Consider the following 13,418-nt stretch of genomic DNA (forward strand, 5'->3'; position numbering starts at 1 on the left):
GCTCCTACAACAACAGAAGCTCCTACAACAACAGAAGCTCCTACAACAACAGAAGCTCCTACAACAACAGAAGCTCCTACAACAACAGAAGCTCCTACAACAACAGAAGCTCCTACAACAACAGAAGCTCCAACAACAACTGAGGCTCCTACAACAACAGAAGCTCCTACAACAACAGAAGCTCCTACAACAACAGAAGCTCCTACAACAACAGAAGCTCCTACAACAACAGAAGCTCCTACAACAACAGAAGCTCCTACAACAACAGAAACTACTACAACGACAGAATATCATAACCCACATGGTAGAGGTGACGGTAGCACTACAACAACAACTACAACAACCACTACTACTGAAGAACCAGGTCGTCCAGGAAACGGAGATGGAGATGGTGCTGGTAGAACAACTACAACTCCAGAACCAGGTCGTTCAACAACAACAGAAGAAGGACCAACTCTTCCATTTACTGGTGAAGCTACAAGCCTAGTACTTGTATTGGCAGGTGTGGTAATCTTGTCAGGTACTGTAGTTATGAAACGTAAATTTTCTAAATAACATTAGATAAATTACTTTAGAGAGGAGAGAGCATTGCTCTCTTCTTTTTTAAATGTTAAAATGATGGAGTAGTAGATACCTATCCTTCCCTTTTCAAGGGGAAACCCCACTTATCACGAAGTCACAAAGCCAACATTACAATACTAGCTAACGTAGCCGATAGCAAACAGCAAACAGAAGTTGGTTAAAAACATAGAGGAGAAATCAATAATGGAAAATTGGTTGACACAATGGCAGAAATTAAAGGAAAAATATCCGAAGGGTGTCCTTTATGTCAGTAGTGCCTTGCTACCGATGACCATCATGCTGGTGGTATGGTTTTTCATGGGGAGTTATCCTTTTGGAAATAAAAGTTTAATGACCGTTGTCTTTGATCAACAGTACATTAGTTTTTATGGATTGCTAAAGAATGCCATTCTATCTGGTGATTTAAGTAGTCTGACATATTCCTTTACTAAATCTATAGGTGGAGATATGATTGGTGAGTTGGGTTATTATTTGATGAGCCCTTTCAATTTTATTTATGTTCTTCTGCCTTTAAAATATATAGGATTATCTGTTTTTCTAACAATCTGGCTTAGATATGGAGCTTTTGGACTTTCCTTTGCTCATCTCTTAATTAAACGTTATAAGGGTGCAGAGTCAAAACGATGGATGGTTCCCTTGTTTGCGACAGCTTATGCCCTGTCTGGTATGTTGGTATCCTACCAGATGAATGTTATCTTTTATGATGCTATGTTTATGCTTCCCCTCGTCATCCTATATTTAGAGCAGTTATTAGATGGCAAAGCGGCTTATCCATATGCCTTTGTACTAGGCTTAACGGTATTCCTTCAATTCTATATGGGGTATATGATTTCGATTTTTATCGTCCTATACTCTTGCTATTATGTTTCGCCACGTCTCTCTATCCAGGGAACTCTGAAACAAAAACTAAAACACTTCTTGAGTCCTTTGGTAAAAACATTTGCCTTCTCCGTCATTGGAGTTGCAACAGCTTCGATATTGATCGTACCAGTATTTTATAATCTTCTTGAGAGTAAGGGACAAGCAGGAGGAGCCATGACATTTTCCATGGCCTTTCAGATTAACCCCTTAGACATTCTATCCAAACTAACTATCGGGGGCTTTGATGAGCAATCAGGTTGGGCAGCTGGACCAAACCTGCCAAATATCTATATTGGAGCTCTCGGGTTTATCGGCTTTATATTGTACTTTACATCAAGAAAGATAGTCAAAGAAAGAAGATGGGCTGCGGGAGTGGTTACTCTCATTTTCTTTACTTCCTTTGTCAATGAATTTGTGAGTAAGATTTGGCATATGGGACAAAACCCTGCCGGATTCTTCTTCCGCTTCTCATGGTTATTCTCTTTCTTCATGCTACTTCTAGCCTATCAAGCATTAAAAGAGAAATTTAAAATCTCTCGCCGAGAGAAATTGCTATCAGTTGTAGCCCTAGTCTTATCGGCAATCTACCTCTATACTAAAGACTTTACCTATCTACCAAAAAAACAACCTGAGGCTCTAACTCTATTTATCAATAGCCATTTTATTGCTATTGTGATACTGGTTGTATCAGCTACAGCTACAGGATTTTATCTATACTGGGAACGCTCTGCCAAGTCCCAGAAAGAAAAGAAAAGGGTATTGGTGATTGCGGCTGGATCTGTAGTGGTATTGCTGTTATTATTACAAACAGGTTATCTCTTTTCTCGTGTAGTCTTAACTCTACTCATTTACTTAGCTGTACTGGCCTTGCTACGTCCAGGAATGATTCGCTTAGCTGTTATCTTGTTATCAACTCTGACAGTATTTGAGCTAGGATACAATGCCTATCTATCACAAGTGACCTTTAGTTATGCAAATGTTGATGAATTTGTGGACGGAACGCTTTCGGTTAAACGTGTGACGGATAAAATCCAAGAAAACGCAGATCAGCCTTTCTATAGAATTGCAACGACCTTTGCCTATTCTCGAACAACTCCATCTCTGATAGGTTATCCAGGTTTGAGTACTTTTAGTTCAAATTTGGAGAGGTCCACTATGAATCACTTTGCCTATATGGGGGATCAAGCGGGCGATGAAGCAATTGAATACGAAAATGGAACTCCTCTGACAGATGCCTTATACGGGGTTCGCTATTATATGGATATCAAGGATCTGGAACCTGCTGAGAAAGAAGCTCATCCTGAGAGAATGTATTTCACTCGTTTTGCCAGCCGTTTTGACATGCGCCGTTATTTCACGAGTAAGGTCTATGAAGATGAGCGCTATATTGTGTACGAAAATCCAAATTCTTTCCCATTAGCCTATGGAACAAATGATTTGGTAAGAAATATCAACTTTGGTAAGAATAACGCTATTCAAAATCAAAACATCATCCTCAACTCCATGGAAGGTGTGAAAAAAGGCGAGGAAAACTACCTCGACTACTTCAAACCTCTAGCCTACGGAGATGTTGAGACAGAAAATCTTACAGAGGAAAATGTTGACAAAGAAAAGGGAACTGCAGTCTACAAGCGTGTGGACTCTTCTAAAGATGCAGTGGTTCGTTACCGAATTACTCCTCGAACAGACTTGACTTATTACTTCTTTGTGCCTGCAAGTCTAAATTCAGAAAAAGATTACTCAGTCCTCTTAAATGGCAAGTGGTTTACTCATTCTAAGAGAAACACGCAACGTCAACTCTGGCAAATCGCAGATAATGCAGTTGATCAAGAATCTGTACTTGAGTTCCGTTTTAAAACTGATAAAGTTGACCTTTCAAACGCAGGTGTTTATCGTGCAGAGATCAGTCAAATTCAAAGTGCTTTAGAAAAACGGAAGGCACAAGGCCTACAAGTTGAGAAATTCTCAAATACTTATATCGTCGGTTCAGTGAATATCACGGACGACAGTAAATATATGATGACTTCCATCCCTTATAGTGAAGGTTGGAAAGTGAAAGTTGACGGTAAGTATGTTCCTGTGACAAAAGCTTGGAACAGTTTTATTTCCTTCCCGATTACTTCCGGACAACATAAGGTAGAATTTGTTTTCTCTCAAAAAGGAAGGATTACAGGAGCTCTACTGACTCTCATCAGTCTATCAACTTTGTATATCATCAGAAGAGATTACAAAAAGGATGATAAAAACCAGCTGAAAGAAAGTCAAGACGCTCCATCAGCTGACTAAGCAATAAGCAATCTTTTATCAACTATAAAAAATACGGTCAGGATACCATTCCTGACCTTTTTCTTTTACAAAATGACAAAAATCTTAAACTTTTTGACAAATATACTTGTCAAAAATAAAAAGATGTGTTACAATGAAATCAAGATAAAGAACAAAGGAGAAAAAAGGCATGCTAAAAAATCGTCTAAAAGAGCTTCGGGCTCGCGATGGTCTGAATCAAACCGAGCTGGCCAAACTAGCTGGCGTGTCCAGGCAGACCATCAGTTTGCTAGAACGGGATGAGTACACCCCATCCATCGTCATTGCCCTGAAGATTGCTCAGATATTCCATGAGCCGGTCGAGTCGGTCTTTCGCTTAGAGGAGGATGAGTGATGAACAAGTATAAAGTGATTTATTATCTATCTATAGTTGTGTTTATCGTAAATCTTTTGGCTATGATTGGAAGCCTATTTGGTTGGTTTACAATTGTTGAAAGTAAATACCTCTTCTGGATTAACATAGTTTTACTATTAGTCTTTAGATGGGTAGAGAAAAAAATAAAGTTTAAAGAGATCCTAAAAGGAGAAAAGTTATGAAAGAGTTTTTAGCAGGTTTTCAAGTAGATACTGAGAACAAAGCACTTGCAGGTGTTTGTGCAGGCTTAGGAAATTATTTTAACATTCAAGCCAACATTGTTCGTTTGGTGACAGTCTTCTTGTTCCTCTCTTCGACGGAGATTGGGATTATAACAGTTACAGCCTATGCTTATCTAGCAGGTTGGCTTGGCAATGAACCCTTGGGAGATGGAGCGAAGAAAGCAAGAAACCAAGCGGTTCTCTTACTTGTTGTTTGTTTGCTTTTGGTATCACTTGGAGCAGAGGGATTGACAGCTGTTTTTGAATCAGGTAAAGCCTTTGGTCAATGGTTGTCTGGCCTGTTTTAGAAAGAGGTTAAAAGATGGAAAAGAAACATATTATTTTTGCACTGAAGATTATTATTGCAAGTGTTTTATTAGGAATATTTGCTGGTTTCCTTGGTCTTAATCCTTTAGGTATCAGTCAAGAGCAAGTAATCATTGCCTCGTACTCAATTTTTCTTGGTCTAGGGCTGATTACGGCAATCCTAACATTTTATTTCACTAGAAAAAGTCATCAGGCTTACCAGAACTACCAAAGAGAGGAAGAGGACGAAGGAAATGAGCAAGACTACCTTGCTATGTATCGTTTCTTGGATTATGGTACGGTAGCTTGGAATGTTTGCCAAATTAGTATGCTAGCCTGCCTACTGATAGATTTGGGAGGTTTAGGCCCATCAGCAGCATCCTTACTTTTGATGGTTGTAGGTATCTGGTCGGGTGCTTACTGTCTCAAAATCACTAGCAAGATCCGTAACTATAAACTTTCTGTTATGGCGACTCCAAAGGAAGTTTTGGAATACCTGGATACTTATGATGAGGGAGAAAAGCAGGCTGAGATGGAAGAAGCTTACTTGATCTTATTCAAGGTCAATCAGCTCCTCATTCCTGGTATCTATGTTGTCTTAGTCGTACTATCTCTAGTATTGGGACAAGTGCAGTTGGTTGCTCTGCTGGTGGCAGTTGTCATCCATTTGTATACAAATGTTGCACAGTTGCGCAAAACAAAACGTTATTTCAAATAGGAGAATATTATGAAAACACTTAAAAATATCGGCTGGTATAGCCTTACTTTCTTATCATTTATTATGATTTATAGTTTTATTCAGGGTGTAGGTGTGGCGGCGATGAAGTTGGGAGCACCTGACTACGTTTTTGTTCCGGCATATGTCTTATTAGCAGGAATTTTCACCTTTGTTACCTACAAGTGGTATAAGACAGGAACCGTTACGATTGAAAAAACAGGTCTTAACAAATACATCTGGTTGCCTGCCTTGGTATGGGCCCTTGTCATTGTTGCCCAATTCTTTTTGCCAAATGATCCATCAGTCAATCAACAGACGGCAGAAGAATTGACTCATAATCAACCTCTCTTCGCTTTCTTCATGATAGTTGTCTTTGCGCCCCTGACAGAAGAGTTAACTTTTAGAGGTATGCTAGCTCGTTATGTCTTCCCTCAACAGGATAACATCAAGCAGACAGCTCTCTTTCTACTAGTAACAAGCATCATCTTTGCCCTCGTTCATTTCCCTGGAACTCCACAACAATTCCTAGTGTATGGTTCCCTCGGTTTGAGCTTGGGGTTGGCTTATATCAGCAAGGGTGGACTGGCTTACAGCATTGCTTTACATGCTTTAAATAATTTAATCGGATTTTTAATGATTCTCATGCTATAATAGACTCAGGAGGAAGTCATGAAACGAGTGATATTATTAGCAGTGATTCAGGCAGTTGTTCTTTTCTTTATCATTGGAGCGTTTGCCTATGCTTTAAAAGGGGATTTCTTTTATAACTATCTAGCAGTTATCTTTGCACCAATTGCAGGGATTATGCGATTTGCGACAGCCTATGCAACGGAGATTGTTCTCCCTAAAAAGGCGGCAGAGATTGCGGAAAAGCGTAAAAAATAAAGAAAACCTAAATCCAGCGAATAACTTTGCTGGATTTTTTCATTTATAGCAGGATTCTTCTCAACTTTTCTGATGATTTTCATGAAGAGCCTGCGCTTTTATGGTAAAATAGTAACAGAATAAAAGAGGAGAGAAAACATGAAACGTAGTATGTATGCTGGTCGTGTTCGTGAGGAGCACATCGGACAAGAAATTACTTTGAAAGGCTGGGTTGCCCGTCGTCGTGACCTTGGTGGTTTGATTTTTATCGACCTTCGTGACCGTGAAGGAATCATGCAGTTGGTCATCAACCCAGAAAAAGTATCAGCAGAAGTGATGGCAACAGCTGAAAGCCTTCGTAGTGAATTTGTCATCGAGGTAACTGGACAAGTTGCTACACGTGAGCAAGCAAATGACAAGTTGGCGACTGGAGCGGTTGAACTGGATGTAACGGCTCTTACTGTGCTTAATACCGCCAAAACAACACCATTTGAAATCAAGGATGGCATTGAAGCAAACGATGATACGCGTTTACGTTACCGTTACCTTGACCTTCGTCGTCCAGAGATGCTGGAAAACCTTAAACTTCGTGCCAAGGTGACTCACTCTATCCGCAACTACTTGGATGAGTTGGAATTTATCGATGTGGAAACACCATTCCTTTCTAAGTCAACACCAGAAGGGGCGCGTGACTATTTAGTGCCATCTCGTGTCAATAAAGGGCATTTCTATGCCCTTCCTCAGAGTCCACAAATTACAAAACAGTTGTTGATGAATGCTGGATTTGACCGTTACTACCAAATTGTTAAATGTTTCCGTGATGAAGACTTGCGTGGAGACCGCCAACCAGAGTTTACTCAGGTCGACTTGGAAACTTCTTTCCTTACTGAACAAGAAATCCAAGATATTACAGAAGGCTTGATTGCGCGCGTGATGAAGGAAACAAAAGGCATCGAAGTGACACTGCCATTCCCTCGTATGAAGTACAATGATGCCATGGCTCTTTATGGTTCTGACAAACCTGATACTCGTTTTGAGATGTTGCTTCAAGACTTGACAGAAGTTGTCAAGGGTGTTGATTTCAAAGTCTTTTCAGAAGCACCTGCCGTCAAAGCCATTGTCGTCAAAGGCGCAGCAGATAACTACTCCCGTAAAGACATCGACAAGATGACAGAAGTAGCCAAGCAGTATGGGGCTAAAGGTCTTGCTTGGGTCAAGGTTGTTGACGGTGAATTAAACGGTCCAGTTGCTAAATTCTTGACTGGTATTCAGGAAGATTTGACAAGAGCACTTAGTCTTGAAGATAAGGACTTGGTTCTCTTTGTAGCAGATACGCTTGAAGTAGCTAATGCAACACTTGGTGCCCTTCGTGGACGTATTGCCAAGGAACTAGGCTTGATTGATAACGACAAATTTAACTTCCTCTGGGTAGTTGACTGGCCAATGTTTGAATGGTCTGAAGAAGAAGGTCGTTATATGAGCGCCCACCATCCATTTACTCTTCCTCAAGCAGATACTACTCATGAGCTTGAAGGTGATTTGGCTAAGGTTCGTGCTATTGCCTACGACATCGTCTTGAACGGTTATGAACTTGGTGGCGGTAGCCTTCGTATCAACCAAAAAGAACTTCAAGAACGTATGTTCAAGGCCCTTGGATTCTCAACAGAAGAAGCAAATGACCAGTTTGGTTTCCTTTTGGAAGCTATGGACTATGGATTCCCACCACACGGTGGCTTGGCTATCGGACTTGACCGCTTTGTAATGCTCTTAGCAGGCGAAGAAAATATCCGTGAAGTGATTGCCTTTCCTAAGAACAACAAAGCAACTGACCCAATGACGCAAGCACCATCAACAGTAGCTCTTAAACAATTAGAGGAACTTAATCTACAAGTAGAACAAGATGAAACAAACGAAACTAACTAAAAAGTGGTATCATTATCTGCGCCGCTTTGCTTATCGGGTGAAGATTTTACGTGTTTTGCAAAGTATCTCCCGAGAAAAATACGATGAAAAAATTTCAGCTTCTCTGGTATATGGTTTTCTATCAGCAGTAGCCGTCAATTTCTTCTTCCAACCAGGACACGTTTATTCAAGTGGAGCAACAGGTTTAGCTCAGATTATCTCAAGCCTTAGTAACTACTGGTTTAATTTCCATATTCCAATTTCTGTAGCTTTCTATTGTATCAATATACCACTCATGATTTTAGCTTGGCGCCAGATTGGGCATAAGTTCACGATATTTACCTTTATCACGGTATCCATGAGCTCGCTCTTTATCCAATTTGTGCCAGTGGTGGTCTTGACAGAGGATCCCATCATCAATGCTCTCTTTGGTGGGGTAGTCATGGGACTTGGTATCGGCTTTGCTTTACGCCATAACATTTCCAGTGGTGGAACGGATATTGTCAGTCTTACCATTCGTAAGAAGACAGGACGAAACGTCGGAAGCATCTCCTTCCTAGTGAACGGGACAATCATGCTGATTGCAGGCTTGACCTTTGGTTGGAAATATGCCCTTTATTCCATGATTACCATCTTTGTCTCAAGTCGTGTGACAGATGCAGTTTTCACCAAACAAAAACGCATGCAGGCTATGATTGTTACTAGTAATCCAGATGCTGTGATTGAGAAAATTCACAATAAATTACACCGTGGTGCGACCATGATTCACGATGCTGAAGGAACCTATAACCACGAACGTAAGGCAGTTTTGATTACGGTTATCACTCGTGCAGAGTTCAATGATTTTAAACAGATTATGAAACAAGTTGATCCAACAGCCTTTGTTTCTGTATCTGAGAATGTACATATTTTAGGCCGATTTGTCGAAGTTGAAAACTAGTTGTTCAGATAAATAGAATACAAAAACCCAACTCGAAAATGTACTGCACCCCAAAAGTTAGATTTTTTCTGTCTAACTTTTGGGGTGCAGTTCAAAAAGAGAGTTGGGTTTTATTTTTCGACGATTTCGTGTGCGATCACCTGACGATAGCAGATTTGACGATTTTCTTTGACATCATTAATGATTTGAAGAATGGTTTCAAATGAAGTTCTACCAAGAGCAAGACTATTGATATCAACATAGGCAGCCAGATTCAATCTTGGATTTACTGAGTCAAAGCTGAGGACTGGAACATCAAGCTGGTGTTCGTTGAGATAGTTACATACACCTTCAGCTAAGAGACTGTCTATTGTGATAATAGCATCGGTCTGAGGGTCGTGTTTAAAGAGTTGTTTACTAAAGTTATAGCCCTTTTCTTCTAGAAACTCGTCTGCAAAGAAGGTACGTTGACTATCAAGAGGTAGATCGTGTTCTTGAAGTGCTTGCTCGTAACCTGTCAGACGGTCCTGGGTAACGAAGAGCTTCTTGGTACCACCGATAAAGGCAATTCGACTGCATCCTTTTTTGATGAAATATTCGGTCGCATCAAATCCGGCTTGGATGTTATCATTATCAACAAGCGATATAAAAGGGGAATGCGATTTTCCAAGAATGAGGAAGGGGAATTGCTCATCGACAACTAATTGCACCAAGGGATCATTTTCTTGAGCATACAAGAAGATAAGCCCATCTACACGTTTTCCGTAGACCATTTGTGAAATGGCATTTAAACGCTCTTTTTCATCCTTGCCGGTCGCAATCTGAATGGCATAGTGATTCTCTGAGGCAACCTGTGCAATCCCTCTAAGAACAGAAGGGAAGAAAGGGTTTTGGTAGAAAACGTCTGAATCATCTGGAAGAACCAAACCAATAACTTGTGAGTAACTGTTAACAAGACTTCGAGCATTAAGGTTAGGATGATAATTGAGTTCTTTCATTACCTTTCGAACTCGTTTTTTGGTTTCGTCACTAATCGTTGATTTGTTTTGAATAACACGGGTTACGGTTGAAGGTGAAACTCCTGCAGCCTTGGCCACGTCTTTAATCGTAACAGGCATAATAATCTCCTACTTTTGGTAGTCTGGATCACGATAATGAGTCTTATAAAAGATAGTGACCAGGTATAGAACAAATAAAATGTTTTGAACAGTGATCAAAGTTGCCATATTCTGTCCCAAAAGACCTAGAATCAGGGTAATTAAAGTTGGTAATCCTAAACAGTTCAAAATAAAATGATAGCACTCTTTATAGGTCTTAAATGAGAAGAGACGAGATTTTTTCGTGAAGTAGAGCAAAAGGCTCGCACCTAAAGCTACAATGAAAAAATTAAGTCCAAAGAGGAAACTAGCACCTAAGACCAGGAAGAGGCTGATATAGACACGGTTCTGTTGATACCAGTCTTTAGAACTGGCCTGAGTCAAGCTCTCCTTGTTTTGAAAACTTTCAGTCGTGATAGCGTGATAGCGAATGCTGGTTAGTTCTTTTCCTTGCTTACTGATGACGAGATTCTCGGGTTCAAAGCTAAGGAGCAATTCCTCAGGGAAACTTGAACTAGAAGTATCTCCAATTTGAACAGAGGCTTGATGAGGAGTTGAGCCCGTATAGCTTAGTTTACCATCTACAATCTGAGCATTCTTAGCTAGATCCTGAACGACTTCGTCCGTCAAAGGAGCGTAGACATCATCGATAAAAGTTTCTAAGGGATAAGTCTCTTGAGAGCTATTCTGGATGGCAATAGGAACCATAGACAAGCTAATCAAGAATATACTGGTAAAAATCAGTTGAAACCAGTTTAGACCAAAACGATGAGAGAGGGGCTTACGGAATCCCCAAATACTATTAAAATAAGAAAACGGATATGGTAACATAAATCTCTTTCTATAGGCATTTTTCTATACGAGTATTATATAGAGAAATGGGTTTTATTTCAAGCGGGGATAGTAGAATCCTTGGTAAAAGTGAATGTTTGTTAACATCTGTTCACAAACAAACAAGAAGGCTTTCTCGATAAGCTCGATTTCTCATCAGACAATCTAGTTACAAGTTCAAAAAGAAAAAGGGTGGCGAGGGTATATTACCCCTTGTCGCCACCGCTTGTAAGTCCTGAAACGAAGTTCTTTTGCAAGAAGAAGAAGAGTGTACAGATTGGAAGAGCAATGAGGATAGCACCTGCTGAGAAGTAGGCGATCTTCAAGTTCTTCGCATTGCTGACGAAGGTTTGTAGACCAACGGCAACTGTAAAGTATTCTTTTTCACGAAGCAAGAAACTAGAGAGGATATAGTCTCCGAAAGGTCCCATGAAGGCCCAGAGTGCTTGTACAGCAACCATTGGGCGAACAAGAGGGAGAACGATTTGCCAGAAGCGGCGGAAGTGTCCTGCACCATCAAGTTTTGCAGACTCATCAAGAGACATTGGTACGGTGTCAAAGTAACCTTTCATCAACCAAGCGTTCATAGGGATACCACCACCGACATAGAGGAAGATGAGGAACCAGCTATGGTTAAGGGCGTTCAACATGAGTGCCATAACGAAGAAGGCAGTCAAAGCGGCCATTGTAGGTACCATTTGGATAATCAAGAAGAAGACCAAACTTTGCTTACGAGCCAAGAAGTTGTAACGGCTGTAGGCATAACCAGCAAGTACGATAATACTTGTCTGAACGACCATTGTGATTAAAGCAATGATCAAAGTATTAAGGTACCATGTACCGTACAAGGTTTCTGTAAAGAGTCCTTTGAAGTTATCAAGACTAAAGTTGACATTGCTGTCGAGTTTAAAGGCCACTACGTTACCAGCCTTGAAGGCTGACATAATCGTGATTAAAAGCGGATAGATAATGACGATTGAAAGTCCAATCAAGTAGAGGTAAGTGAGGGTTTGAGTCAGTCTACGTTTGAGTTTGATTGAGTTATTCATCTTAGACATCCTCCATATCAAATGCGTGTAGTTTCTTGAATGCAATCATAGAAATAGAGATGACAATGATTGAAATAATCAAGGTAACGGCAGCTGCCATAGAGTATTGAGGAGCTGTACCAGTTGTCAAACGGTAGATCCATGAGATCAAGATGTCGGTTGAACCAGCTCCACCACCGACACTACCAGGACCCCCACCATTGAAGAGGTACATGATAGAGAAGTTGTTGAAGTTGAAGGTGTATTGGCTGATCAAAGTAGGTGCCGCAACAGCCAAAATCATTGGGAAAGTAATGTTGCGGAATTTTTGCCAAGCGTTTGCACCATCGATATAAGCTGCTTCATACAAGTCATTTGGAATAGACTGAAGGATACCGAGAGTCAAGACATAGATATAAGGGAATCCAAGCCAACCTTGCATCATAATCAAGGCAATTTTAGTCCAAGTTGGGTTTGTCTTCCAAGGAATAAGAACGCTATCTAAGAAAGGAAGAAACTTAGCAAAGATAGGCAATACTTGGGTGTTGATAGCCCCGACACTATCGTTAAACATGTTTGAGAATGTCAAGATAGTGATGAAGGCTGGAACAGCCCAAGGAAGAAGGAAGATAACACCAAAGATACGTTTCCCTTTGATGAATGGTTGGTTAGCAATAATAGCTGTAAAGATACCGAGTACGATTTGCAAAGTAGATGCAGATAAAGCCCAGATAATAGTCCAAGAAAGAACAGAACCGAAGGCTGAACGGAAAGTACTCAAGCTCCAGATGTTTGTGAAATTAGTCAATCCAACCCAATCCAACAATTTATTTGGTGGTAAATGTTGGAAATCATAGTTGGTAAAGGCAATCATCAAGGTTACAATAACTGGGAAGATGATAGCAAATGTCATGGCAACATAAGATGGGATGATGAGTAAGTATGGGAACCCATTTTCATAGATTCCTTTAATCATATCCTTCAATGTCAATGGGACAGGAATGCCATTATTAATACGTTTTGCAATCGTATGAGCGTCTTTAATATTGAAAATATAAAAGGCTAGGTAAACAATTACAAAAATAGAGTGGAATGCACCACGAATCAACATGAAGAGAGAGTTATCACGACCAGGTTTCTCACCAAGAGTGATTAAGTTGCTCAATTCAGGTGCTGCAAGTACTATAAAATAGAGGACGAAAGCTACTGTTACAGCAAGGAAGATAAAACCTTTAGCTTTTTGTTTGTTGTAGATTTGTCCCAACCCAGGAATCAATGAAAGCAAGGCTGCTTTTTTTGGTTGTTGTTCCATGAGTGCTCCTTTCATAAGATACGAGCTCTGGGCTCGATGATAATCAGCAAGGCTGCCGAAACATTGTCAAAATATCTAAAAATTAAGGGGGATCTTT

The 13,418-nt window shown here is 40.3% G+C and carries 14 protein-coding genes; 10 read left to right on the forward strand and 4 right to left on the reverse strand.

Features of this window, described 5'->3' with window-relative positions:
* The 10 genes from ACTO1Y_RS06695 to ACTO1Y_RS06740 form a co-directional block, all read left to right on the forward strand.
* On the forward strand, positions 1–555 hold a 555-nt coding region (locus ACTO1Y_RS06695), incomplete at its 5' end, for an LPXTG cell wall anchor domain-containing protein (protein ID WP_441348731.1).
* A gap of 210 nt (positions 556–765) precedes the next feature.
* A complete protein-coding gene (gene pgfM1 / locus ACTO1Y_RS06700; protein ID WP_441348732.1) occupies positions 766–3,729 on the forward strand; it encodes a glycosyltransferase PgfM1 in 2,964 nt (987 codons plus the stop codon).
* A 169-nt stretch (positions 3,730–3,898) separates the two neighbouring features.
* Positions 3,899–4,102: a helix-turn-helix transcriptional regulator gene (locus tag ACTO1Y_RS06705; RefSeq protein WP_000916944.1), complete on the forward strand. Its 204-nt coding sequence runs from the start codon at positions 3,899–3,901 to the stop codon at positions 4,100–4,102.
* Positions 4,102–4,305, forward strand: a complete 204-nt coding sequence (locus ACTO1Y_RS06710; protein ID WP_006154979.1) for a hypothetical protein — start codon at positions 4,102–4,104, stop codon at positions 4,303–4,305. Before ACTO1Y_RS06705 ends, ACTO1Y_RS06710 begins: the two co-directional genes overlap by 1 nt.
* Positions 4,302–4,652 (forward strand): PspC domain-containing protein, encoded by a 351-nt coding sequence (locus ACTO1Y_RS06715; RefSeq protein WP_441348733.1) that lies wholly within the window; start codon positions 4,302–4,304, stop codon positions 4,650–4,652. Before ACTO1Y_RS06710 ends, ACTO1Y_RS06715 begins: the two co-directional genes overlap by 4 nt.
* A gap of 14 nt (positions 4,653–4,666) precedes the next feature.
* A complete protein-coding gene (locus ACTO1Y_RS06720) occupies positions 4,667–5,368 on the forward strand; it encodes a DUF3169 family protein (protein ID WP_441348734.1) in 702 nt (233 codons plus the stop codon).
* A gap of 9 nt (positions 5,369–5,377) precedes the next feature.
* Positions 5,378–6,019 (forward strand): CPBP family intramembrane glutamic endopeptidase, encoded by a 642-nt coding sequence (locus ACTO1Y_RS06725; RefSeq protein ID WP_441348735.1) that lies wholly within the window; start codon positions 5,378–5,380, stop codon positions 6,017–6,019.
* An 18-nt stretch (positions 6,020–6,037) separates the two neighbouring features.
* Complete coding sequence (locus tag ACTO1Y_RS06730; RefSeq protein ID WP_441348736.1) at positions 6,038–6,253, forward strand: hypothetical protein; 216 nt, start codon at positions 6,038–6,040, stop codon at positions 6,251–6,253.
* A gap of 138 nt (positions 6,254–6,391) precedes the next feature.
* Positions 6,392–8,155 (forward strand): aspartate--tRNA ligase, encoded by a 1,764-nt coding sequence (gene aspS / locus ACTO1Y_RS06735; RefSeq protein WP_441348737.1) that lies wholly within the window; start codon positions 6,392–6,394, stop codon positions 8,153–8,155.
* Positions 8,133–9,074, forward strand: coding sequence for a YitT family protein (locus ACTO1Y_RS06740; protein WP_178894439.1), 942 nt, complete (start codon positions 8,133–8,135; stop codon positions 9,072–9,074). Before aspS ends, ACTO1Y_RS06740 begins: the two co-directional genes overlap by 23 nt.
* A 110-nt stretch (positions 9,075–9,184) precedes the next feature.
* Here ACTO1Y_RS06740 and ACTO1Y_RS06745 read toward each other — a convergent pair whose 3' ends face one another.
* From ACTO1Y_RS06745 to ACTO1Y_RS06760, 4 genes are all read right to left on the reverse strand, one after another.
* Complete coding sequence (locus ACTO1Y_RS06745) at positions 9,185–10,171, reverse strand: LacI family DNA-binding transcriptional regulator (RefSeq protein ID WP_441348738.1); 987 nt, start codon at positions 10,169–10,171, stop codon at positions 9,185–9,187.
* 9 nt (positions 10,172–10,180) lie between these two features.
* Positions 10,181–10,981: a DUF1189 domain-containing protein gene (locus ACTO1Y_RS06750; protein WP_441348739.1), complete on the reverse strand. Its 801-nt coding sequence runs from the start codon at positions 10,979–10,981 to the stop codon at positions 10,181–10,183.
* A 206-nt stretch (positions 10,982–11,187) separates the two neighbouring features.
* Positions 11,188–12,030 carry a sugar ABC transporter permease gene (locus ACTO1Y_RS06755; protein ID WP_006149616.1) on the reverse strand — a complete coding sequence of 281 codons (843 nt, stop codon included), beginning with the start codon at positions 12,028–12,030 and terminating at the stop codon, positions 11,188–11,190.
* Position 12,031: 1 nt separating this feature from the next.
* Complete coding sequence (locus ACTO1Y_RS06760; RefSeq protein ID WP_441348740.1) at positions 12,032–13,321, reverse strand: ABC transporter permease subunit; 1,290 nt, start codon at positions 13,319–13,321, stop codon at positions 12,032–12,034.
* Positions 13,322–13,418 lie beyond the last annotated feature (97 nt).

It is taken from the genome of Streptococcus sp. V728, assembly GCF_052077995.1.
Classification (GTDB): Bacteria; Bacillota; Bacilli; order Lactobacillales; family Streptococcaceae; genus Streptococcus; species Streptococcus infantis_B.

Excerpts from the sequence above, each read along its gene's own strand:
- pgfM1 (WP_441348732.1), top strand. The coding sequence starts at position 766 with ATGGAAAATTGGTTGACACAATGGCAGAAATTAAAGGAAAAATATCCG.
- ACTO1Y_RS06705 (WP_000916944.1), top strand. The coding sequence starts at position 3,899 with ATGCTAAAAAATCGTCTAAAAGAGCTTCGGGCTCGCGATGGTCTGAAT.
- ACTO1Y_RS06710 (WP_006154979.1), top strand. The coding sequence starts at position 4,102 with ATGAACAAGTATAAAGTGATTTATTATCTATCTATAGTTGTGTTTATC.
- ACTO1Y_RS06715 (WP_441348733.1), top strand. The coding sequence starts at position 4,302 with ATGAAAGAGTTTTTAGCAGGTTTTCAAGTAGATACTGAGAACAAAGCA.
- ACTO1Y_RS06720 (WP_441348734.1), top strand. The coding sequence starts at position 4,667 with ATGGAAAAGAAACATATTATTTTTGCACTGAAGATTATTATTGCAAGT.
- ACTO1Y_RS06725 (WP_441348735.1), top strand. The coding sequence starts at position 5,378 with ATGAAAACACTTAAAAATATCGGCTGGTATAGCCTTACTTTCTTATCA.
- ACTO1Y_RS06730 (WP_441348736.1), top strand. The coding sequence starts at position 6,038 with ATGAAACGAGTGATATTATTAGCAGTGATTCAGGCAGTTGTTCTTTTC.
- aspS (WP_441348737.1), top strand. The coding sequence starts at position 6,392 with ATGAAACGTAGTATGTATGCTGGTCGTGTTCGTGAGGAGCACATCGGA.
- ACTO1Y_RS06740 (WP_178894439.1), top strand. The coding sequence starts at position 8,133 with ATGAAACAAACGAAACTAACTAAAAAGTGGTATCATTATCTGCGCCGC.
- ACTO1Y_RS06745 (WP_441348738.1), bottom strand. The coding sequence starts at position 10,171 with ATGCCTGTTACGATTAAAGACGTGGCCAAGGCTGCAGGAGTTTCACCT.
- ACTO1Y_RS06750 (WP_441348739.1), bottom strand. The coding sequence starts at position 10,981 with ATGTTACCATATCCGTTTTCTTATTTTAATAGTATTTGGGGATTCCGT.
- ACTO1Y_RS06755 (WP_006149616.1), bottom strand. The coding sequence starts at position 12,030 with ATGAATAACTCAATCAAACTCAAACGTAGACTGACTCAAACCCTCACT.
- ACTO1Y_RS06760 (WP_441348740.1), bottom strand. The coding sequence starts at position 13,321 with ATGGAACAACAACCAAAAAAAGCAGCCTTGCTTTCATTGATTCCTGGG.